The 19,122-nt window shown below is 51.1% G+C and carries 29 protein-coding genes and 2 pseudogenes; all 31 read right to left on the bottom strand.

Going from position 1 to position 19,122, the window contains the following annotated elements:
• Positions 1-3: 3 nt before the first annotated feature.
• The gene (locus tag J1779_RS08045; protein ID WP_217203499.1) at positions 4-810 is read right to left on the bottom strand and encodes a phage tail protein; all 807 of its coding nucleotides are present in this window, start codon (positions 808-810) and stop codon (positions 4-6) included.
• Positions 810-1,832, bottom strand: a pseudogene (locus J1779_RS08040) (packaged DNA stabilization protein); the annotation flags it as partial. The gene J1779_RS08045 and the pseudogene J1779_RS08040, both read right to left, overlap by 1 nt.
• Positions 1,833-2,186: 354 nt before the next feature.
• Positions 2,187-2,603, bottom strand: a pseudogene (locus tag J1779_RS25525) (packaged DNA stabilization protein); the annotation flags it as partial.
• Positions 2,575-3,081, bottom strand: coding sequence for a packaged DNA stabilization gp4 family protein (locus J1779_RS08035; protein ID WP_217203497.1), 507 nt, complete (start codon positions 3,079-3,081; stop codon positions 2,575-2,577). The pseudogene J1779_RS25525 and the gene J1779_RS08035, both read right to left, overlap by 29 nt.
• Positions 3,059-3,310, bottom strand: coding sequence for a hypothetical protein (locus tag J1779_RS08030; protein WP_217203495.1), 252 nt, complete (start codon positions 3,308-3,310; stop codon positions 3,059-3,061). Before J1779_RS08030 ends, J1779_RS08035 begins: the two co-directional genes overlap by 23 nt.
• 51 nt (positions 3,311-3,361) lie before the next feature.
• Positions 3,362-4,651: a P22 phage major capsid protein family protein gene (locus J1779_RS08025; RefSeq protein WP_217203493.1), complete on the bottom strand. Its 1,290-nt coding sequence runs from the start codon at positions 4,649-4,651 to the stop codon at positions 3,362-3,364.
• Entirely contained in the window at positions 4,651-5,562 is a 912-nt protein-coding gene (locus tag J1779_RS08020) for a scaffolding protein (protein WP_217203492.1), read from the bottom strand. Before J1779_RS08020 ends, J1779_RS08025 begins: the two co-directional genes overlap by 1 nt.
• Before the next feature lie 13 nt (positions 5,563-5,575).
• Positions 5,576-7,744, bottom strand: a complete 2,169-nt coding sequence (locus J1779_RS08015; protein ID WP_217203490.1) for a portal protein — start codon at positions 7,742-7,744, stop codon at positions 5,576-5,578.
• Positions 7,744-9,192, bottom strand: a complete 1,449-nt coding sequence (locus J1779_RS08010; RefSeq protein WP_217203488.1) for a phage terminase large subunit family protein — start codon at positions 9,190-9,192, stop codon at positions 7,744-7,746. Before J1779_RS08010 ends, J1779_RS08015 begins: the two co-directional genes overlap by 1 nt.
• Complete coding sequence (locus J1779_RS08005) at positions 9,161-9,610, bottom strand: terminase small subunit-like protein (protein WP_217203486.1); 450 nt, start codon at positions 9,608-9,610, stop codon at positions 9,161-9,163. The genes J1779_RS08010 and J1779_RS08005 overlap by 32 nt, the downstream gene beginning before the upstream one ends.
• Before the next feature lie 59 nt (positions 9,611-9,669).
• Complete coding sequence (locus J1779_RS08000; RefSeq protein ID WP_217203484.1) at positions 9,670-9,909, bottom strand: hypothetical protein; 240 nt, start codon at positions 9,907-9,909, stop codon at positions 9,670-9,672.
• 33 nt (positions 9,910-9,942) lie between these two features.
• Positions 9,943-10,560, bottom strand: a complete 618-nt coding sequence (locus tag J1779_RS07995; protein ID WP_217203482.1) for a hypothetical protein — start codon at positions 10,558-10,560, stop codon at positions 9,943-9,945.
• Between the two features lie 59 nt (positions 10,561-10,619).
• Positions 10,620-10,853, bottom strand: a complete 234-nt coding sequence (gene lysC, locus J1779_RS25775) for an Rz1-like lysis system protein LysC (RefSeq protein WP_420804204.1) — start codon at positions 10,851-10,853, stop codon at positions 10,620-10,622.
• The gene (locus tag J1779_RS07990; protein WP_217203480.1) at positions 10,753-11,166 is read right to left on the bottom strand and encodes a DUF2570 domain-containing protein; all 414 of its coding nucleotides are present in this window, start codon (positions 11,164-11,166) and stop codon (positions 10,753-10,755) included. Before J1779_RS07990 ends, lysC begins: the two co-directional genes overlap by 101 nt.
• A gap of 1 nt (position 11,167) precedes the next feature.
• On the bottom strand, positions 11,168-11,665 hold the full coding sequence (locus J1779_RS07985) for a glycoside hydrolase family 24 protein (RefSeq protein WP_217203478.1): 498 nt from the start codon (positions 11,663-11,665) through the stop codon (positions 11,168-11,170).
• On the bottom strand, positions 11,652-11,969 hold the full coding sequence (locus J1779_RS07980; protein ID WP_217203476.1) for a phage holin family protein: 318 nt from the start codon (positions 11,967-11,969) through the stop codon (positions 11,652-11,654). The genes J1779_RS07985 and J1779_RS07980 overlap by 14 nt, the downstream gene beginning before the upstream one ends.
• Before the next feature lie 193 nt (positions 11,970-12,162).
• Positions 12,163-12,651, bottom strand: coding sequence for an antiterminator Q family protein (locus tag J1779_RS07975; RefSeq protein ID WP_217203474.1), 489 nt, complete (start codon positions 12,649-12,651; stop codon positions 12,163-12,165).
• Positions 12,648-12,782 (bottom strand): hypothetical protein, encoded by a 135-nt coding sequence (locus J1779_RS25625; RefSeq protein ID WP_274388798.1) that lies wholly within the window; start codon positions 12,780-12,782, stop codon positions 12,648-12,650. The genes J1779_RS07975 and J1779_RS25625 overlap by 4 nt, the downstream gene beginning before the upstream one ends.
• Positions 12,779-12,979 (bottom strand): hypothetical protein, encoded by a 201-nt coding sequence (locus J1779_RS07970; RefSeq protein ID WP_217203471.1) that lies wholly within the window; start codon positions 12,977-12,979, stop codon positions 12,779-12,781. Before J1779_RS07970 ends, J1779_RS25625 begins: the two co-directional genes overlap by 4 nt.
• A gap of 193 nt (positions 12,980-13,172) precedes the next feature.
• On the bottom strand, positions 13,173-13,775 hold the full coding sequence (locus tag J1779_RS07965) for a recombination protein NinG (RefSeq protein ID WP_217203469.1): 603 nt from the start codon (positions 13,773-13,775) through the stop codon (positions 13,173-13,175).
• Complete coding sequence (locus J1779_RS07960) at positions 13,753-14,448, bottom strand: metallophosphoesterase (RefSeq protein ID WP_217203468.1); 696 nt, start codon at positions 14,446-14,448, stop codon at positions 13,753-13,755. Before J1779_RS07960 ends, J1779_RS07965 begins: the two co-directional genes overlap by 23 nt.
• A gap of 270 nt (positions 14,449-14,718) precedes the next feature.
• Positions 14,719-15,024, bottom strand: coding sequence for a MazG-like family protein (locus tag J1779_RS07955; RefSeq protein ID WP_217203466.1), 306 nt, complete (start codon positions 15,022-15,024; stop codon positions 14,719-14,721).
• Between the two features lie 196 nt (positions 15,025-15,220).
• Positions 15,221-15,574 carry a phage protein NinX family protein gene (locus J1779_RS07950; protein WP_217203464.1) on the bottom strand — a complete coding sequence of 118 codons (354 nt, stop codon included), beginning with the start codon at positions 15,572-15,574 and terminating at the stop codon, positions 15,221-15,223.
• Positions 15,571-15,762: a phage NinH family protein gene (locus tag J1779_RS07945; protein WP_217203463.1), complete on the bottom strand. Its 192-nt coding sequence runs from the start codon at positions 15,760-15,762 to the stop codon at positions 15,571-15,573. The genes J1779_RS07950 and J1779_RS07945 overlap by 4 nt, the downstream gene beginning before the upstream one ends.
• Positions 15,759-16,205: a hypothetical protein gene (locus J1779_RS07940; RefSeq protein ID WP_217203461.1), complete on the bottom strand. Its 447-nt coding sequence runs from the start codon at positions 16,203-16,205 to the stop codon at positions 15,759-15,761. Before J1779_RS07940 ends, J1779_RS07945 begins: the two co-directional genes overlap by 4 nt.
• Positions 16,205-16,660 carry a recombination protein NinB gene (locus tag J1779_RS07935; protein ID WP_217203459.1) on the bottom strand — a complete coding sequence of 152 codons (456 nt, stop codon included), beginning with the start codon at positions 16,658-16,660 and terminating at the stop codon, positions 16,205-16,207. The genes J1779_RS07940 and J1779_RS07935 overlap by 1 nt, the downstream gene beginning before the upstream one ends.
• Positions 16,657-16,809 carry a protein NinD gene (ninD, locus tag J1779_RS07930; protein ID WP_217203536.1) on the bottom strand — a complete coding sequence of 51 codons (153 nt, stop codon included), beginning with the start codon at positions 16,807-16,809 and terminating at the stop codon, positions 16,657-16,659. The genes J1779_RS07935 and ninD overlap by 4 nt, the downstream gene beginning before the upstream one ends.
• Before the next feature lie 122 nt (positions 16,810-16,931).
• The gene (locus J1779_RS07925) at positions 16,932-17,360 is read right to left on the bottom strand and encodes a hypothetical protein (protein ID WP_217203457.1); all 429 of its coding nucleotides are present in this window, start codon (positions 17,358-17,360) and stop codon (positions 16,932-16,934) included.
• Complete coding sequence (locus J1779_RS07920; RefSeq protein WP_217203455.1) at positions 17,357-17,533, bottom strand: hypothetical protein; 177 nt, start codon at positions 17,531-17,533, stop codon at positions 17,357-17,359. Before J1779_RS07920 ends, J1779_RS07925 begins: the two co-directional genes overlap by 4 nt.
• Entirely contained in the window at positions 17,530-17,775 is a 246-nt protein-coding gene (locus J1779_RS07915) for a phiTE_015 family protein (RefSeq protein WP_217203453.1), read from the bottom strand. The genes J1779_RS07920 and J1779_RS07915 overlap by 4 nt, the downstream gene beginning before the upstream one ends.
• Complete coding sequence (locus J1779_RS07910; RefSeq protein ID WP_217203451.1) at positions 17,775-19,121, bottom strand: replicative DNA helicase; 1,347 nt, start codon at positions 19,119-19,121, stop codon at positions 17,775-17,777. Before J1779_RS07910 ends, J1779_RS07915 begins: the two co-directional genes overlap by 1 nt.
• Position 19,122: the final 1 nt, after the last annotated feature.

Genomic DNA, 19,122 nt, shown 5'->3' with positions numbered 1-19,122 from the left:
TCCTTAGTTCATGAGGCCGTGAGTTCTCAGTAAGTCTTCGAGAGCTTTGTTTCTTTGCCTTACCTGTACAAGTCCGGCTGCAATCGCTTGAATCTCGGCTTGTGTATAGGCTGCGCTAACCGTATATGCTTGGTTGGCATTGAATGCTCCGAGCAATGCAGTGCCGGTCGCAGCAGTCCAGCCAGTTTGACGAGTGCCCACCACCTGCAGTCCGGCAACCTTGTAGGAGACACTGACGTTAGAAGAGCCAGTTACCTGCAACTTGTCTGTTGTTGGTGTGCCAACTGAGCCGATAAGGAGTGAACCACCGGCAGCCTGCACATTTTGGTCTGTGCTTACTGCACTGGATATTGAGTTGGTTTGAAGAGTGTCGATATCACCTTCAGCTGCTGTAAGGCGTACACCTTGAGCGGCCACATCGGTCTGAAGCGTGTCAACTTCCCCCTCTAATGTGGTGATTCTGCTCTCGTGATCAACCAGTTCAGCTTCTGCAGCGGTGATTCGCTCTTCGTGATCAACCAGTGTCGCCTCCGCCGCTGTAATACGCTCCTCGTGGTTGATGAGCGTTGCTTCGGCGGTGTCGAGTCTATCTTCGTGATCGGCCAGAACCACGTCCTGCTCTTCGTTCTTCACCTGGGCATCGTATGCGCCGCTGCCGGCTTCATTGGCCTTGTTAGTAACCGCACCAAAGTCAGTGCCTTGCTGGATGACGTACAACTGATAAGGCTGTGAGAATCCTGCGGGGAGTAACGTGGCGTCAATTCGCGTCGCCTGAACAACTACTGGTTCATTGAGGTCAGGATTAGCCATTATTCGACCCTCACTGAACAGTCAGACAGTGTCACCGGCGAGCTGGTGATGATGCGCACCTTGAATCCAATGTTCTTCCTAATGCGACCTATGCGCCGCCACAGCACGCGCTTGTCGTAAGCGAATGGAGCATTGGCACTAATCATCTGCTCCCTTCCGTAGTTGATGCCGTCAGCAGTAGCGGAGATGAACAGTCGTTCTGCAAACTGCGACACTCCGGTTGAGGCTTCAAGTTCGAAGTCAAACACCCTTCCGTTATTGGCCTTGAACATTGGCGTGTAGAGTAGGTGCTCTTGCTGAGCATCGTATTGAGAAGAGATATCGAACTTCAGATAGCCGGTTACTGGCTGGCCTTTGTCGGCCAAGGTTATCTGATTTCCCTCATACATGAAGTCGATGCCTCGATAGACATCATCACCCAGGCCGGTTTTAAGGATCGCCCATTGGGCGCCGTTCTGTGCCGCCGCTGCGTCATAGCAAAGCACGTGATTTGGCAGGTGGATGATGAGCAACTCGTGAGAGTCGAACCGGGTGCTTTCCATTACCGCCGTCGCCAACTCGGATGAAGAGTAGCCGCGCAGAATCTTCTCTATCGTAGCAGTCGCAATGCCTGATACTTGGCCTTGGCTGATTACGTAGATTGATGGCGCGCCGGTAGCCTGGTGAGAAATGAAAGCGAACGTATCAGCGAAGGCTGTTTTGCAGTATGTCCCGGCAATCCCTTTGCTGACCATCAGAGAGGGTTGAGCAACGTACAATGCAGCACCAACAGACGTCGCGCCGGTGAGGGAGAAATACTCAATCGTCGAGGTTCCGAAGCACACCACGAAGTCACGCCATACATCCACGGCCTGAATTCCGTCTGGCTGAGACTCTGCGCGATAGAATGGGCTGTACTGATCTGGGTGTGACTCGTCTGACAGGTCAGTAATGCCGAACGTATCTGTGCCATCTTTTACCCAAACATAACGCCCGCGCGCCCGACAGATGTCGCGAACCACGCCGATATCATACTGCGCATAATCGACCGCAACCTCTGGCACAACCTGCACTGCTTTAAACAGGCTGATGTCTACCTTGTCGGCATCCGTCGCGCCGGTTGGCAGGTTTGGGTTGAAGGTGTATTCGATGGTTATCTTGCTGCCTTTTGCCTTGCTGCCCTTCACTATTAGCGCGGTAATGTATGGCGTATCGGTAGCTGGCTTGGCCTGTGACAGCTGAAGCCCCCACTGAACCTCTGCAATGATGAATGGTGAGCCCAGAACGCCGCTGGCTGTCTTTGGCGTGATAGTCAGCGTGATACTGCCGTCCAAATCCGCTGCGACAAACGAGATGAAGTCAGTGTTGCCAGTAGCGTGCGACCACTCTTTTACGGTGCGCGTGTAGCCTTCCTGAGTGATGATCTGCTCAGGCCAGTTAGCCAGCGTTTTCACTGTGCCGTCATACCGATAAAGCGTCATTGCACCGGATGCTGCCACGGCTTGGCTTGTGTAGCTGCATGCCATGCTCACCCTGCCGCTTCCTGACACGTCACCCACCTGAGAGTTAGCCTTGTAGAGCTTGCCTCCCAGAACGCGATACACAGCGTTTTGCGCTGTGTTGAAATCAGCGCCGCGTGATACTCCGGCAACGTCATATTGTTTCTGGATGCCAGGGTAAGAGCGAAGATAACCAGATGCGTTGAGCACTTCTTTCGGCGTTGCCAGCATATTCACCGGCAGCAGGTCTACATAGTCGGCGTTGCGGAAGTCTTTGCCGAGGCCTTTACTCAGCGGGAGTTGTGTCGTCGGCATTGTCTTCATCCCTACGATGGAAGTAGTTAAAGCAGTTCAGCGTAAGAAGTCGGTTGCCAGAGCCAATTGGCATGCGGTCTGGGTAACCGGCCTTGCACTTGGCCTTTTTCGCTTTAGAAGCAGCACTGGATTTGACGAGCATCTCTTTGCCGTATCTGGCTGTCATCACTACTTTTGAAGAGGCTTCAACTGCGTAATCTGGAGCAATGCGAGTGGCAAGATTGTGGAATACCGCGCTGATGTATCCAGTTTTCAGGCCGTGATCATCACCGGGGTCAGCAGCAACATCATCAGCTGAGAATAGATACCCGACATCAATACCTTTCCCATCCTCGTACCATTCAGCCATCATCATTTCGAGGTCGTTTACTGCATCTTCGGTTGATTGCGGCTCTACATCAGTCAGCGTTGCGTTGGATGCAATACCGAGTTTTCGTAAGGCCGCATTAACCAAATCACCCTTCGTTGTTAGATTCATTGGTTTCTGCCTTTTTCGGCTTCGGACCCGGTTTCTTTTTCTGCTCTGGCTCTGGCTCTGGCTCTGGCTCTGGCTCTGGCTCTGGCAGAGATTCCAACAAATCATCGGGATGTGCAAACCACCCAGCATCGAGATATTCCTGCAACTCATCTTCCTGGATAATTTCCCAGTCGTATGCAATGCCCTTCCAAACTTTGTTGGAACCGTGCTTATAAATCATCTGTGTCATGTTCTTCTCCAAAAAAAGAAAGGGGCTTTCGCCCCTATTGATTACTGATGATTAAGCCTGGTCAGCAAGACCTACGCCGATTGACTCAGGGCGCGTTGCGTTGACCCCGTACCAAACCGCGATACGGCACAGGCCAGACAGCGTGCTGATGTCACCCTGTGTGGCGAAGATACCGTTCAGGCCAACTTCGGGGATGGAGAACGCCTTGGTCTTCATGCCTGAGAACAACTCGTGGTTAGCCGGGATAGGCTGGCTCACGATACGGATTGCGTCATCAGCCCAGAACACGTTGGTACGCGCCGTGACTTTGTTTAGCAGATTTACCGCCATGGTATTTGCCAGCGAGGTGTTGACGTTGGCGTACGCACGCTGCTCAGGAGAGAGCGCGGTGTCATCCAGTGCGATTGGCTTAGGAGTGATTTCGACATGAGTGCCATCAATGACACGAACAACAGAGAATGTCGCATCATTGGTCAGCACGTTCTTAGCCATCTGAGACAAGAACTTAACGCCGGTGAAGCTGATTTTATCTCCACGCTTCAGACCGGTAGTAGCTGACAGAGTTACTGTCGCCAGGCGGTTGTCGACGTTGCGTTTGTTACCATCAGCATCCAAATCCCACGCTACAGGCTGGAATTTCTGAGCACCGTTTACTGTCAGTCCGGTAGCGGTGGAGGCTGGCAGCACTGGAAGCTTTGGAGAGCGCAGAACATCATCAAAGCCTGCAACTTGGCGTTGAATTGTGCCGTTTTTGTACGCGTCTTCAGGGATGCGACCGAACATGTCTCGGTTGATCAGGTCATGGCCGGCAGCCTTGTAGTCCTTCGGGTTGAAGAAGTAAGACAGACCGGAGTCACGGTTCAGTTCGCGGGAGAACATGATTTCTTCAGCGTCTGCTACGAAGTCCCATCCGGAACCTGCAGTAGTACCGATAGGGTCATTACTGGTGACAACCAGTGAACCCATCTCGGCAGCCAGATTGGCGACTTTAACTTCACAGTTGCTTGCCAGTTTTTTGGCAGCTGCGTTGATTCGACGGCGGTATGATGTTTCATCACGCAGGTCATCGGCGCGCAGTTGGAAGAAGTCGTTGTCTGGTTCGCCGAGGCTAACCGGTACGTTCAATTCCAGCAGGCCGGTTGACTTGCCAGTCAAATCCCAACCTTCCTGAGTTGGTGATTCCTGCTCTACAGGCATCCAGATGGTGTTGCTGGAGCGCTGCATTTGTGATGGCGGTGGAGTGTACTTACTGGCCTTTTGAGCCATAGGGGTGAGACTGGTAATGGTTTCGATAACTTCATCGATAGCCAGAGTTACCATTTGACCTTCGTTAAGAGCCATTAGCGGATTCCTTTAAGCTGATTTTTAATCTTGCGGTAAAGCTCGACGTCACCCTTGCTTGATGCTTCGTCCATTTTTTTCTGGAGAGATGCGATATTTGCTGCCGTGACAGAACCTTGAATAGGCTCGTCTACGGCGGGTGCGCCGGAGAGTTGTTTACCGCGGGGTTTGAGAGTTAAACGTTCTGATAACCGAGTTAGTTCAATCAGCGCTTGCTGCCCGTTCATTGCCAGAATCTGGCGTGTTTTCTCTGGGTTGGAGCCCAGGTGATAAGCGAGCGCTGCAGATTTTTCAGGGAATAGCATCATGATGTCGGCGGCCACCTGCGGTGGAACCAGATTCATGAACGCGTCTTCTTTTGCCTGATAGTCAGGGATATTGAGCTTCTCTGCTGCGTCGTAGTGTTTACGGGCTGCCTCGGCGTACTGCGTTGATTGCTGGGTGTACTCCTGAATCTTGCGACCCTGCTCGGCTACGCCATTACTACGAGCGTCCATCGCCTTCAGTTGCCAATCGCTGTTAGCGGCATTGAATGCGGCAAGTGCTTTTGATTGGTCATAGTCGTACTTAGCCAGGGCGTCATCTGACATGAAGTCATTCACATCAGGTTGCTTTGGTAAGTCAGGAGTAACCCGAAGGTTCTCCGGCAATTCACCACGTTTTACCGCCTCCATCTGCTGCTCAAGCTCGCGTTGACGCTTGCGTTCCAGACGTTGTGCTGCGAATTTCTTGTTCGTTGCCGGGTCTTGTCGTTCTTTGCTCTCATCGTCACTCAGGACAATATCGAAGCCATCATCTTGACCTGCGTTGTCGTTGGCATTACCGACATCTGAGCCATCTGCGGATGCCGCCGCATGATCGCCGGACAGGAGTTGTTCTTCAGTAGCCTGAATTTCGTTGGTGTCTGACATGTTTATCTCTCTCTTATTGAGGAATCTCGGCTACTCCGCCGGAGGGTTGATTGGCTTGCTGCATGAGCTTGGTTAAGTCCATGCGTGTTGAATGGAATTGTTCTTGCCCCTTAAGGACAAGCTCAGCGTCAGCTCGGGCTGCGTCGCCCTGCTTATTCTGGAATTCTCCGAGCAATTTAAGCGCGGACATTACATCTTGTTTCTTGGTGCTATCTGCTGATGCGAGGATCTCCACCACTTTGGCGGCTGCAACCTGCGCATCGGTCTGAGCTTTGAATGCGTCCACCTGGATTCTGGTTTGTTCATTCTGAGCTTTCTGGATTTCTGCCTGACCTTGCATCAGGACGCCCTGTGCCTGAACCATTTCCGGGCTCGGCTCTTGTCCTTGTTGCTGCGCTTCCTGAACCATCTGAATCTCTTCAGGAGTTTCAGGTTTCTTGAGCCCCATCGTGACCAGTTGCTTATTGGCATACTCGCGCATGAGCTCAACACCCTTGCCGTCAAGCAGAGTGAAGTACTGAAGCATGAGCATCTGGAACTCTGGGGTACCTTGAGGAACCTTACTGAGCAATTCGAGAATCTCTGCTCGGTTCTGGCTCTTCATTGACTGGAAGGATGGACCTACATCTGTGTACGTCTCATAGCGACCACGCACATCGTTCAGCACGACTGCCTCACCCGTCTGGTAGTCGATGACCTGAGACATGAGCTCAACGTCTTTATCGGTACCGTCTGGAAGGGTGATCATGACCTTGCGTGGAACGTCGTAGATATCGTTCACCATTGAGGCGTAAATCTCACCGTCACGACGCATTGCTGTAGCCAGGTTGTCCTGAAACACATATGTCGATAGGTCGGCGCGCATGTTCAACTGGTTAACAGTGTCGAATGCAACCTGACCATTGGCGGCATCCGAATCAACGCCGAGTTGCGATACTTCTTTCACAGCGTTTGTCGCTGCTTCCAGCATGTAGGCGTTGGCTTGTGGTACCTCCGGGTTGTCCATGTACGTCATGGGACCGATAGGCAGGTCATTGCCGTTCTCATCCTTCATGTTCTGAAGGTAATACGGGTAATCATCATCGCCGCCGTACATGAACTCATAGCCTGCGATTTGCTCAGGGAAGTAAACGGGTTTCTTCTTCGGAGTGCGGGCTACGATGTCGGCGTTGAAGCTCATGATCATGTTGCGCAGACGCTGACCGTCTTTAGTCAGGCGCACAACGCCCTCATAGACTTCTTTGTCACCTGCAAATCCCCACTCGCCATATGCTGGAACGATGGGTAGATGCTCACCGGCGATGAGTTCACGAGACTTCAGGATTGATGAGAAGGTGAGGATCGTCTTGTATACACGGCAGCGCTTAACTTTGCGCTCGCCGACCTTCACCATCCCAGACTCTGCCAACTCATCAATCACATCAGCAATATCACGCTTGAAGTAACTAACTGGCTCGCCGCCGAGTTGGTCTTGGTAGATGAATACTGTTTCTTTCTTCTCCTCTACCTCGTAATACTCACCGACATAAACGACATCGTTGCTTATCCATGGGAATAACCAGCTGGTGCCAGGCGTTTGGAAGCTGGGCAACTCGTCAGCATCTAATCCGTACTGCTCGGCAAAGTCTTTCCACCCAGACAGGCTGAGCGGCTGAATGACAGTGACATGCTTAGCGTCACTCTTATCCATCTGCTTACTGTTGCTGTCCCAGATTACGTGAGAGGAAGCCTCATGTATTGGAACGCGACGAATCACCTGGTTGTTGCTGGTCGGGTCTTGGTCTTCATGCTCAGTGACAAGGCGCCACGCACCGTAGCCAGCTTCTATCTGCTCACGCACTGCGATGTTCACAGCAATCTTGGCAGAGTTGTGACGCATGTCAGTGCGGTACATGCCCATCAGCGTATCTGCTGCATCTGGTTCTGCGCCGTCTTTAGGCCGGTAGAGAACATCAATCGGGTTCTGTCGCATCTCTGCAACGAGCTTACGAACAACTGGGCGAACCACATCGAACTGGCCGCGATACTGAAGGGTTGTGTATTGGTTTAACCAGTCATCCCACTGCGATATCCGACTAAAGAACAGGTCGTTGGTCGCTTCGGTTCTGGCTTCATCGCTCGACATCCAATCCCGATCAAAGATGGTCAGGATTGCCTGTAGCTTGTCATTGTCGTCAGCCATTATCTACCTCGTGGAATTGGCTTGATTGGAGCCGGCATTTTCTTCTCTTTGATGTTTCCAATGTCGCCATAACGTTTGGCAAAGCGGCGCATCATGTAGGCATAGCGTGTTGCATCGAGCAGGTCATCGCGGGTTTTAACAATGCGACCGCGATCATCTCGGTGGTAGAAATTGAATTCTTCGAACCAGTCACGCAGCCCACTGAAGACCTTGAATCGTCCGGTACTCATCAGGTCATGCAACTCAAACAGGCCGGGCTCAACTGAACGTGAGCCATCAGGCCACTGAGCTGCATCTGGTAGCATCTGGAACCCTGCTGCGTGGTAATACTCCCTCTGCTGCAGGCCGCTTCCCTTCTCTGTCTGAAGCCCATCCTGAGGCCATGCGGTTGGCACCTTGTTCGCCCATGACTTAGTGGCACCCCACGCTTCCGCTGGTGATGTCTTGCTGGCCTTCCATGCCTTGGTTACGTAGAAGGTTTCGCTGTCTAAGTCGATTGCTAATTGAACTCGGCTCTGTGGGTGATCCCACCCAAAGTCCATGCCGTCGATGACCATGTAATGCTTCGGTATCGGGAAGGGGTCACAGGTGATCACATCTTCGCTGAAATCGAATATGCGGCCTTGTCCCAGCATTGGAATACCCTTTGTTCGCATGTCGCGCTGATGCGCTGGATAGGATTCGAGAAGGTTCTTCTTGGTTTCTTCAGTGAGGTGAGGTGCATCATCCCAACCTACGTTCATGCAGAACTGAGATGCTGCCGGATCATCAAGAAGCTTTATGACTAACTCAGTGCGTCCGTTCTCCGGCGTGAAGGTAAGAATCCCTCTGCCGCCATTTCTCCGGTCACCTGTTGCGGTACGTGTTAGAACCTGCGGATAAATCGTCTGGTCTTCTGGCTCTTCATCGATATGAAACCAGTCGATATCATCACCCATCAGTGCGTGTTGCCCCTGAGTGTATGACCAGAACTGAACCTTGCTTAGCTCACCGCTGCTGTGCTTCACGTAGGCTGAACGAATGGCGTTTGGCGTGCCAGTCATTGGCTCGGTGGACACGATGCGTTCTGCAGGTATCAAGCCACCAACAAACTCACCGTTAACCTTCTTTCCTATGATGGCGGCCTGAAGTAGGTCACGACACTTCTCACCGGAGTAACCAAGACACCACATCAGCGGGGCATGGTCGAAGCGATGACCTTTCCAGTCTTCTGGATACTCGCCTAGCAGGTGAATGGCGTCGATGTAAGTTGCCGTGTCAGTCTTGCCTACTCGGTTGGCAGCGATTAATGCGCACTGTGAGTATTCGGCGGTGGCAGCGATGAATTTCTTCTGCCAGGCATAACGTGTGTCGTAATAGGTTCGGTAGCGGTAAACAGTCTTGCGGCGCTTCTTCTCTTCAAGCAACCTCAGCAACTCAATCTTCTGCTCCCGACTGAGATTCTGCATGGGTTAGCTCCATAATCTTTCGCTGCAATTCGTCATCGGTCATGTCGGTAATCGTGATGCGCTGGTCATGCTGAACGCGATCACCATAACGACGTGTTGCAACCTTCGATGCGTACCATTTCCGTGCATCTACCTGCAGTCGAGCCTTTGCAACTGCTGATGCTTCTTCAGTCGCAGAGTCGGCATACATGATGATGTCTTCAGCCATAACTTCGGCTTGAATCTCCCGCGCGCGCACGTATTGTTCGTGGAACTCTTCGTGTCTATGAAGCCATGCAAGCACTGTTGCAATGTGGGGAACATCATCACGTTTACATATCGCCCTGAGACTTTCGCCTTCCATAAGCAAGTTGCAAATTCTCTCTGCTAGCTCAGGCGTGTAATCAGAGGGGCGACCGCCTTTGTTTTTAGCTGCCATCTCTCTTTCCTCGTTTAACTCATTATCCAGCCCACTCAGTGAATAGGCTGTGTAATTGGTTATGGTCTCGGGTGCAGAGATCGGTGAATCACCTCTACCGTTTTACCTTCAAGGGTAGTGATGAAAGCATCTGCGCTTGGAGGAATTTCCCATGCGAATCTTTCATCTTCCCCAGTTACGATGGCAATCGCCGAGCCTGAGCAGGTCATGGCTGTTTGGTCATAGCGTTGAATCTTGAATTTGCAGCCAATCGAATTTACTTCAGTGAAGTTCCCATCGACTATTTTTAATGCGTACATGCTTAGTTCCTTATGCTTAGTGGTTAGTTAAATCTATGCCGTGATACCAGCTGCTTTAACTGCTGCCAGTAATGCGTTGTATTTAGCCGCCAGTGTGGCGAAGTCATTCTTAATCGCAGTTACTGTGGCATCCACTGATGCTTTGGTTGGCAAAGTTGCCGTGTCTGCACTCGTTGCTGCGGCCACTACAGCCGGGATAGCTGCTACCGTGTTGCCGCCTGATGTGCCGCCAGAGGAATCAGTCAGAGCAACGATTGCTGTCTGCAGCAGAACGCCACCGCGCTCAGTTGCGGTTGGAACTTTGTTACCAGCCATTGCAGTGGTTGCTGATGTGCCGATGATTGGTGCAAATGTGGAAGGCTTGCCTGTTACTGAGGTCCATGCAATCGGTGTGCTCGTCGCTGTGTATTGAGCTTCGAATGCGGTCTTGCTCATGTAGAGCAACTCACCGTATTGGCTTTGGAAGATGTAACCACCGACAACAGGCTTAAATGTGGACATGAACAGGGCGGACAGGTATTGAGTTTGATATGGACCATCAAACGTTGCTTCTGCCGAACCATCTACAGCCTGGTTAAGGGTTTTGATTGGCAGGCCAAGCACGAATACGCCGCTCGCATCTGAATACGTCGGCCATGGTTGATTAATCATTGGTGTCTCCTTCGAGTAATGAATAGTCGAGAGACTGATTAGCCTCACGTGGATAGTTTTTAACGCATCGCTTCAATAGCCCTGATAGCACCGAGCTGATAGTTGCAGGTGCCTATGGTGTCGAGCATGGTGAAGTTGAGCTGAACGCTGTCGCCGAATGTCATCTGTTTGCTGATGTATGGGACAGGAACGTCACTTGTCAGATTTGCTGGAATCGCTGTAGTCGGCGTCTTTACCGATTCGTATTCGATTTGCTTGTTCGAGCAACCGGCTAATAACAGAGTCAGGGACAAGCTCAACGCTGCACTTATTGTTCTTGAGCGCATCCTTCACCTCTTCTTGGAGCTTGTTGTTTTTCATCTCAGCTGCTGCGCGGCGGCGGGCTTCGGTTGATGCAATCGCGTTAGCCTGCCCAATCTTCTCTGTGAGATTGCCGAGCGTGTTAGCCAGGTCGTCGTTCTTGCTGTTTACTCGTCGGTATTCCGCGCGAAGTTCGTTGTTATCCGAAGTGAGTTTTTTGTTCTCACTATTCAGACTCCAGAGGAAAGTAACGATGATTGCAGCGAAGATGATGGGGATGAGGTTTTTGATTAACGTTAGGTTCATGTCAGGCCGCCTTCGACAATGTGCCGCCTTGCTTTTGGTATTGAGCAATCAGCTCGACTGCTTTGTGTTCACGCTGGCCGTACCCCGCACCCGGCAGTGACGCCCAGATGTTTCTGCACTTAGCGATTGCCGAGGCTATGTTCCCTAATTCGATATCTGGCAGCGCTTTTCTTTCTCGGATCAACTGGATTGCCCACATGTCTTGAGATGCAGGACCGAAATCCTTGAGTCCTAGTTGCGCCTTGTAGTGTGCCCAGTCTTTCAACATAAACTGGTAACGACCCGAGGCATTGGAAGTCAGGCCTTTTGAGTTAATCACTTTTGATTTCCGCCCATTGTTGAACGGATGATCTGAGTAATCTGTGAAAACTTCCGGTTTCTTGTCTATCCCGGTCACGATCACGTCATAACCATTGTTCTTTGTCGCCGGACTGGTACTCGTACCCTCTGACCATGCAAGCATGTCCAGAAAGGCTTTCAGGTTTTTACTGATTGGCATTTTCTTCTCCGGCCTTGTTCAGGAATCTCTTTTCAAGTGCCTTGATGAGGGATGAGCCTGACCAACCAGCCATGCCACAAACGCCGCCAGTTATTTCCTGCGGCCATCCGTAGTGAATGGCGATCATAATCATGATGAGTCCGGCAAAGATTGAGACGATGATTTGCAGGCAGAAGGTTCGCCAGCTGAACATCTCCCCGCTGAGCACTTTGAATGAGTAACTAGCTATTCCACCCATAAGCGTCATGCCGAAAGCGATCAGGATTGACCAGATGTTCGGGTCGCTTTTGTAGGGCATTTTCATGTTCTCCACCTCCAACATTGCGTTGGCTGTGTGTAGTCGCAGGATTTGAGGCCAAAATAAAAGGCCAGAAACGCAAAAAGCCCCAACCGGTGAGGGTCAGGGCTTTGAAATTGGGCAGGCTGCTCACCTAAGACATACAAGTGGCACCTTACCTACAAATGATGGCTCATTGGATCAATGAAGTCAACACGTTCTATGCAACTTTCTTCAACTTAGCTACTGATTTGCGGGAGATGAAAGCATTGTATAGTGGTTGGTAGATCATCCAGAGTGATGCAGTGAGAATTTCATCCACTTCCCGTCTGCATGTGACCAGTGAAGGCTTCTTAATTTTATCACCACCCCGCCCGGACATTTTGCGGGGAATTGCAGACTTGTGATAGTACGATGCAATTGCTCGCTTAGATGAGTTGTGAGAGTAATAGCTGAGAAGAATACCCATCGCCTTTATGTCAATGCGGAGGACGGAATCTACGACCTGAGAAATCAACATTCCGTCATCATCATTGCACATCGGGCGATCTGGATAAGACTGAGGTTCCACGGTTGCCATGTACTGAGCTATCACGCTGCTCATGCGCTTTTCCAGTCTCCCTGAATAAACCCATGAGCCCCATAATTCCAACCAGGCATTGAGCCAGTCGTGCTGCTCTTTGGTTAAGCCCATCTCTCTGACGTTCATACCTTCACCTTATTGGTATCTGACCTGTTGATGATTTCGCGGCACTGCTCACGAATACGATTTAGCTTTTTCTCGATCAGCTTTTCTTCTTCTGCTAGCCGGTCGAGTTCGAATCTTTCGTATTGGGTCATGCTGCCTCCCATGACTTAAGGCCTGTGGCGGACGCGAGCCAGCCTGACCACTTATTTTTCGCATCGATGTCTTCGTATTCGACTACCCCATCCTTACCTCTCCATCCGTACAGGAACCCCCAACCAAGGCATGTATCTTCAACTACCCATTTTTCGAATTTCTTCTGCTCTTGAAGTACCTTTTCAAGATTTGTCATGCTGATTGCCTCCGTCCTGTACCGAAGCAGTCAGTGCATTGCCTGCGCTCGGCTACGCATGTGTTAGATGTGCTGCTGTACATCGGATAGAACGCTACAGTGCCGATGCCGTGACAGGCTGGACACTTTTTGGTATCGAACATCTCGCGGGCTAAGTGCTGATAGCCGCCATGAATAACGTCCTCTAAGGTGATCATGCTGCCTCCGATAGTTTCTTGAGTGCTTTACGCTTAACTTTGTACTCATCCCTGATTCGCTCGAAATCTTCACGCCGGTACCGCTGGGGTTCGTGTGCGCCCATAAGCAACTGATAGGCATGCTCGCCAATCTTTGCTCTGATTGCTGGGGTGTAGTTTTCGATGTTTCCGGACAGGTGGTTGTTGCAAGGTGCGCACTGGCGATGGCAGTTATCTTCGTTGAACCTCAACTCTGGGTTAGCGCCTACGGTTCGGTAATGCCCGGCATGGTACTGCCCATCATGGAAGCGGCCGCAGCTGATGCATGGGAGGTCTGCGTCTCGTTCTCTGATGAAGGCGTTGAATTCTGTCTGGGCTTGTTTTGCGAAGTAACTGAGGGGTTTTACTGCGAGCTTTCTAATCTTGAGGCTTCGTCTCTCCTGCTGGGTTGTTTCCTTTCGCTGTCGTTCCTGTTGCTGTATGCGCTTCTGTCGGGCTTCGTTTGCTAACTTGGTGATTAGCTCTTCCTTGTGTTCTTCACTGCACCACCAGTCATACAGAGTAGCTGGTTTGAACTTATCACCGCAGACCTTGCATTTACGGCTTTTTGGTGGCTTCATCCACTCCCCCTTTGATTTGCACAATGGTCAGCAGGTGTCCGAACACCGCTCCGGTGTCGATGTAGTTCTGATTCCACGCCTTGGCTGGTGTTCTGGTCGGTGTATGACCGAAGAAGAACTGGTCAGCCCCTGAAATGTCCCCGCCGTTGCCGTCAACAATGTCGTTGAATCGGTCGCGGTTCCACACAAGGCCTTGCGGGTCTACCAGTTTGCCGAACTCGTACTCATTCGCCGGATAATCAGCATGGGCAATAACCGTTTTCTTTCCGTCGATATCGACTTCAATGACGAGAGGAAGCGTTGAGGCAAACCGAATCAGGCCACGCGCAAGGATTTGCTGGTCTGGGTCTAGCTGCCAATACCAGTTACCGCCATTGTGGAACCACAGACCGCCATCGCTGGCACCGGTCATAGTTTCGATAGCCATCTGCTCATGATTGCCCTTCACAGCCTTAAACCATGGCTCACGCATTAATTCCAGGCACTCAATATTCTGGACGCCGCGGTCAATCAGGTCGCCTACTGAAATCAGCAGGTCTTTATATTGGTCGAAGCCTACTTCAATCAGTTGCGTCATTAGGCGGTTGTAGCAGCCGTGCAAGTCGCCCACCACGAAGATATTGCGATACTTTCTGCCATCTATCCGCTCATAAAATCCGTTACGCTCACTCATCACTCTCACCCCTCAGATGCTCAGAAACCTCGACGCCGCCCATTTCGAAGAAGCTTTCGCAATCCCCGCATACATGCGTCTCGCACTCTGCCAATGCCATGCCGCAAGCAGCGCAACATGAAGCCGGTGAATCGCTTCCAGTAGTCATAGTTTTTAACTCCATCCAGAACGTAGCTGTAATCAAGCTCGCAGTGGTCACATGAAAGGCCGTAGTAAGTTTGATCAGCGTGGGTCAGGGGTGCGTGGCAGCGGCAACAGCGTGGTTGGTTATCAGGCGACTGTGTTGTCATTTCTTCCGCCTTCAATCCGGTCGTAGTACTCGATAATTTGCAGAGCAACAGCTGCTATCTGAACCGCCTCTCCTCGTGCTGTACCGGCATGACTTCCTCCGAAATCATCGTGAAGAATTGCCTGCGCCAACTCGCCAACTTCTTCAGTAAGAATGGTCTGCCAAACGTATGGATGTTGGTCGCGGTCAAGCCCCCACTTCGAATCCTGCTTATCCATCTCGGAGATTACTGATGCGAGCGCCGACCGCGTTTCGTGAATGGATCTGATAACTGATAATTTGGTCATGATTTATCTCCACATAGGGTTCTGCCACGTCCGACTGGATCGTGGTTCTACTCTGTATTCGGGTAACAAAGCAGAGACATACCAGCCTGTGTAATCGGCAGATAATTGCTTTGAGGTCTGGATGTTTCGGAGGGTGTATTGCTTGATGAGGTCGTTGGCTTGCTGGGTGGACATGAGTTCATGCTGGAACCAAGATTTAGCCATCGCATTTCTCCGCGTCTTTCATCATGAGATAGACAATCATTGCGGCGCGTAGTGGTGATTCATTCACATGCTGCAAAAACTCATGATTACCTGAACGCTCTGCAATCCATAGTCCGGTAGGGAAAACCTCAGCCTCACTTTCGTCAATAAATTCATAGTCCGGTTCGATGGTGATTAGATTTCCATAAATAATCGGCCATGCGTCAGCGGGGTAGTTGCAGGGGTTGAAACGCTTTTCCTCTTCAGAATCCCAAACATAATCTTGGAAGTAGAGATAACGCCCGGCAAGGCTCTCGGCTACCTGCTGGTTAATCAGATGGTCACTCATCGCTGAATAATCTTTCATGCCACTCTCCTTTGCTTTTTGGCCGTCTTGACCATCAGGCAGCCATTAACAATGATGTGACCGGTCGCGTTATTGTCTCTGGCATACTTCATGACAGTGGAGCGGTTAACATCGAGCTGGCGAGCTACCTCTGCCTGATTTCCGCGACTAGCCACCAGTAGTTCTGGAATTGTCTGTGTGGTTATCATGCTGCCCTCTTCATCTCGCCGAATTCGCTGATGAGTGCTGCTGAAATCCGCTTGGCGATATCATCAAACCCTGTTGCGTCCTGTGGTTCCTTGGTGATGCCGCTTTCAATCAGCAAATCGAAGGTTCTCTCGAACATTGGCTTGGTGATGCTGTCAGGGAGTCTGAAATTAAACGCCTGCCCCGCGGTTCTTTTTTCAGAAACCAATTCACCAATAGCTATGAGCCTTATAATTCGATTCATTGACTGCGTGCTGCTCAGGCCGGTTTTAATCGCCCTTTCTCGGAATGCGGTGCAAATCCATGTGGCATATTGGTGAGACCAGTCATCAGTTGAGCCGAGGCCAATTTGATTGCCAAAGTAGTGATAGGTCGCCGTGTGGGGAAGGCGTTCAGCGGTAGTGATAAATATTTTATTCAGTAATTCTTGGTCGGTGATTTTCATTACGCCACCTGCTTAAGTTTGTTTGATTCACCCCAGCGATTTGCCCACTCGATTGCGAGCCTGGATTCTTCGCTGAACCTGACACCCTGCTCCGCCCCGAATGCGTTAATCAGCTCTATCAGGTTGCTGAGTTCGCCGACTGTCATCTTGCTGGTTGACTGCCCGAGAACGACAAAGCCATCACCGGCCAGATTTGGCACCACATCCTGCTTAGTTAGCGCGGCGGTGAAAATATGCTTCCACTGCTCTGTGGTGAGCTTGCGACCGTGCCAGTTAACCTGTTCGCTGATATCAGACAAAGTTGCCCACAAACGTGCATTTTGCTCCAGTGAGCGGGTGCGCTCTTGGATAGTCACGATGAATGGTTTGTCAGGATTAAGCGGAGTGTTGCGGAGGTGGTTTATTGCGTTACTGAGGATTTGTTCGTTGCGTAATTGGTAGATTTGTTTGGTCATGATTTCCACCTGTGCTCTGCTGTTTCAGGGATTGGAAAATGTCCAACTGGTGAGGCTTCGCACCTGAGACACCAACGGCACCAGTACTCTTGTCCGGGGCGAAATTTTTCTGCCTCTTTCCGCTCTCCGCACCGGTAGCATGATTCCATTTTCTGCATCACTCACTCTCCGGTTTATTTATCGTGCCCGTTGCGACAGTGACTACACCAGCAGCCGAACGAAGCGCTGAACAATGCAGGCTTCCCGCATTTTGGGCATTTGGCTGTAATGCTCATAGTTCACTCTCCGGTTTAGGGGCGGCGATTTTCCCGCTGCAATATGGGCAGAATTTGATTTGGTTATCCTCAAGTCCTCCATCGGTGAATTGCCATTCGTTACCGCAGCTGGTGGAGTAGACCGCATCTTCATCTGGATTCCACTGGCAACCATCCTGCTCTGTATGGGCTGGCTGTGGGGTGGTGTAGAGAAGTGCGCCTGCTGGAAGTCCAACATTAATCATGCGAATTGCTGGTCCGAGCGCTGCACAGATTCCAATGTTGGCTGGCTGATAAACTTGAGCCACCGGCTTGGCCTGCTTTGCTGCTAGGGCTATGCGGGCGAGTGCTGCTGATTCCTGCGCCGTGGCACCATTTTTTATGCTGGATGTAGTGCTTAAATATTTAAGCCTTTCTTCGCTGAACTGCTCTAAATCGTTATTCATGGCTTAACCTCTTCCAGAACAGTGAATTCTTTAAGGTCTTTAAAGTGGTAGTAAGTGAGGTCACCGTGTAAAAGGAAAGCACCTGAGCCGTTTTCATCCATCACGACCGAGTTTGCAAGCACGCTATCAATTTCTTCTGACGTGCCGTCTTTGTAGATAAATTTCACTTTCATTCCGTCTTCCCCTTAATTCTGATTCTGTTGGAGGTGATGGCCTCGATACATTCATCCAGAGCATCGTCGTACCCCTCTGCTTCTGGCGTAGTGCCATTGCAATGCTCAGGAAACTCAATTTCGATTGCCTCGCGGGATGCTTTCCAAATGATGAATGCTGTAGCTGGGGTGACCTTTAACTTCCCCGATAGGAATTCTTGGTTTTCATCCCACCACTTCTCAAATGCTGCCTTAGTGTCCATCACTCACCTCCCCGCCATGACTTGTTGTCAGTCGGTTTCTTTGTGTTTTCCGCGTAACGCTTTGCAGCGTCGGCCTGATCGATATTGACGAAGTGACCATTCTTCCAGCCCATGTAAAACGTCTTTGGCTTGCCTGACCGGTATTTACCCACGATGATTTCAGCGATGCCTTTCATGTCGCTTCGCTCGTCGTAAGCTTCATCTCGGTAAGGGAAGATAATCACGTCTGCGTCCTGCTCAATGGAGCTGGAGTCCTTCAGGTCGCCCAATCCCGGGCGCTTATCAAGACGTGACTCAACGCCGCGGTTAAGCTGAGATAGAAGGATTACGGGAACCTTATTGCGAAGGCAGAACTGTTTGAGCTTGCTGGTGATGTCACCGATGGCGATGTCGTTACGCTCTGCCTTCGATTTCTTCATCAGGCCGAGGTAGTCAATCGTCAGGAAGCTAAGGCCGCCGTCCATGTTCATGCGTTCTGCGTGGGCGATGATTTCGTCAACCGTGAATGACCCGTCGATAACGTAGTTGTTCTCGTCCATCAGGGTGCCGGTAGCCGCTGTCAGTCTGGTGTATTGCTCATCCAGCATGTTCAGTGGGTTACGCAGAGATCCAACCGACAGGCCAGCGCGGTCAGCAACGTGGCGTTCGACCACCTGCATATCAGACATTTCCATCGACACCAACAGTCCTTTCCCCTTCTGTCGGCCAATTGAGTTACCGATGTTGATTGCCAACTCTGTCTTACCCATGCCCGGTCGACCGGCTACGATGATCAGGTCTGTTCGGTCGAATCCGCCATACTCATCATCCATCGCATCAATGCCAGTTTTCAGGTACATGCCAGACTCAGCGCCTTTCATGCGTTTCTCCAGCACTTCCATGTAGTCGTCCAGCATGTCACCAATTCGCCGCGGCAAACGGTCGTTGGTTTCAAACTGAAGCTTGGAAAGCATCCCAGATACTTCTGCCAGACGTTCACCCAAATCATGCGTTGATGCGCCCCGGAGTAGCTCAGCTGCTTTGAGCAGTTCAGCCTCACCCTGTCGCAGCATCCAGCACTGACGAACACGCTTAGCCCATGCCTTGATGTTTGCAGCGGAACGGCAACGGGTAGCCACTTCAAGAACGAAGTCTTTCGTCTCGGCAGGAACGCTGCTTTGCACGGTGAACATGTCTGTCGGCTCGGCTTTGCTCAGCAGAGCGACGATGACGGTGTACATGCGGCGCAGGTGGAAGTTTTCAAAGGCTTCAGCAGGAAGTTTCCCGGCGATGTCTCGGCAGTCGATGTGGTCGCCTTTCACGATCATCGAACCTACGAGTAACTCCTCGAATTCATAACTTTCCATG

The organism is Rahnella rivi (assembly GCF_019049655.1).
Classification (GTDB): domain Bacteria; phylum Pseudomonadota; class Gammaproteobacteria; order Enterobacterales; family Enterobacteriaceae; genus Rahnella; species Rahnella rivi.
This window is presented reverse-complemented; position numbering and strand designations above follow the sequence as displayed.

Excerpts from the sequence above, each read along its gene's own strand:
- J1779_RS08045 (WP_217203499.1), bottom strand. The coding sequence starts at position 810 with ATGGCTAATCCTGACCTCAATGAACCAGTAGTTGTTCAGGCGACGCGA.
- J1779_RS08035 (WP_217203497.1), bottom strand. The coding sequence starts at position 3,081 with ATGAATCTAACAACGAAGGGTGATTTGGTTAATGCGGCCTTACGAAAA.
- J1779_RS08030 (WP_217203495.1), bottom strand. The coding sequence starts at position 3,310 with ATGACACAGATGATTTATAAGCACGGTTCCAACAAAGTTTGGAAGGGC.
- J1779_RS08025 (WP_217203493.1), bottom strand. The coding sequence starts at position 4,651 with ATGGCTCTTAACGAAGGTCAAATGGTAACTCTGGCTATCGATGAAGTT.
- J1779_RS08020 (WP_217203492.1), bottom strand. The coding sequence starts at position 5,562 with ATGTCAGACACCAACGAAATTCAGGCTACTGAAGAACAACTCCTGTCC.
- J1779_RS08015 (WP_217203490.1), bottom strand. The coding sequence starts at position 7,744 with ATGGCTGACGACAATGACAAGCTACAGGCAATCCTGACCATCTTTGAT.
- J1779_RS08010 (WP_217203488.1), bottom strand. The coding sequence starts at position 9,192 with ATGCAGAATCTCAGTCGGGAGCAGAAGATTGAGTTGCTGAGGTTGCTT.
- J1779_RS08005 (WP_217203486.1), bottom strand. The coding sequence starts at position 9,610 with ATGGCAGCTAAAAACAAAGGCGGTCGCCCCTCTGATTACACGCCTGAG.
- J1779_RS08000 (WP_217203484.1), bottom strand. The coding sequence starts at position 9,909 with ATGTACGCATTAAAAATAGTCGATGGGAACTTCACTGAAGTAAATTCG.
- J1779_RS07995 (WP_217203482.1), bottom strand. The coding sequence starts at position 10,560 with ATGATTAATCAACCATGGCCGACGTATTCAGATGCGAGCGGCGTATTC.
- J1779_RS07990 (WP_217203480.1), bottom strand. The coding sequence starts at position 11,166 with ATGAACCTAACGTTAATCAAAAACCTCATCCCCATCATCTTCGCTGCA.
- J1779_RS07985 (WP_217203478.1), bottom strand. The coding sequence starts at position 11,665 with ATGCCAATCAGTAAAAACCTGAAAGCCTTTCTGGACATGCTTGCATGG.
- J1779_RS07980 (WP_217203476.1), bottom strand. The coding sequence starts at position 11,969 with ATGAAAATGCCCTACAAAAGCGACCCGAACATCTGGTCAATCCTGATC.
- J1779_RS07975 (WP_217203474.1), bottom strand. The coding sequence starts at position 12,651 with ATGAACGTCAGAGAGATGGGCTTAACCAAAGAGCAGCACGACTGGCTC.
- J1779_RS25625 (WP_274388798.1), bottom strand. The coding sequence starts at position 12,782 with ATGACCCAATACGAAAGATTCGAACTCGACCGGCTAGCAGAAGAAGAA.
- J1779_RS07970 (WP_217203471.1), bottom strand. The coding sequence starts at position 12,979 with ATGACAAATCTTGAAAAGGTACTTCAAGAGCAGAAGAAATTCGAAAAA.
- J1779_RS07965 (WP_217203469.1), bottom strand. The coding sequence starts at position 13,775 with ATGAAGCCACCAAAAAGCCGTAAATGCAAGGTCTGCGGTGATAAGTTC.
- J1779_RS07960 (WP_217203468.1), bottom strand. The coding sequence starts at position 14,448 with ATGAGTGAGCGTAACGGATTTTATGAGCGGATAGATGGCAGAAAGTAT.
- J1779_RS07955 (WP_217203466.1), bottom strand. The coding sequence starts at position 15,024 with ATGACCAAATTATCAGTTATCAGATCCATTCACGAAACGCGGTCGGCG.
- J1779_RS07950 (WP_217203464.1), bottom strand. The coding sequence starts at position 15,574 with ATGAAAGATTATTCAGCGATGAGTGACCATCTGATTAACCAGCAGGTA.
- J1779_RS07945 (WP_217203463.1), bottom strand. The coding sequence starts at position 15,762 with ATGATAACCACACAGACAATTCCAGAACTACTGGTGGCTAGTCGCGGA.
- J1779_RS07940 (WP_217203461.1), bottom strand. The coding sequence starts at position 16,205 with ATGAAAATCACCGACCAAGAATTACTGAATAAAATATTTATCACTACC.
- J1779_RS07935 (WP_217203459.1), bottom strand. The coding sequence starts at position 16,660 with ATGACCAAACAAATCTACCAATTACGCAACGAACAAATCCTCAGTAAC.
- ninD (WP_217203536.1), bottom strand. The coding sequence starts at position 16,809 with ATGGAATCATGCTACCGGTGCGGAGAGCGGAAAGAGGCAGAAAAATTT.
- J1779_RS07925 (WP_217203457.1), bottom strand. The coding sequence starts at position 17,360 with ATGAATAACGATTTAGAGCAGTTCAGCGAAGAAAGGCTTAAATATTTA.
- J1779_RS07920 (WP_217203455.1), bottom strand. The coding sequence starts at position 17,533 with ATGAAAGTGAAATTTATCTACAAAGACGGCACGTCAGAAGAAATTGAT.
- J1779_RS07915 (WP_217203453.1), bottom strand. The coding sequence starts at position 17,775 with ATGGACACTAAGGCAGCATTTGAGAAGTGGTGGGATGAAAACCAAGAA.
- J1779_RS07910 (WP_217203451.1), bottom strand. The coding sequence starts at position 19,121 with ATGGAAAGTTATGAATTCGAGGAGTTACTCGTAGGTTCGATGATCGTG.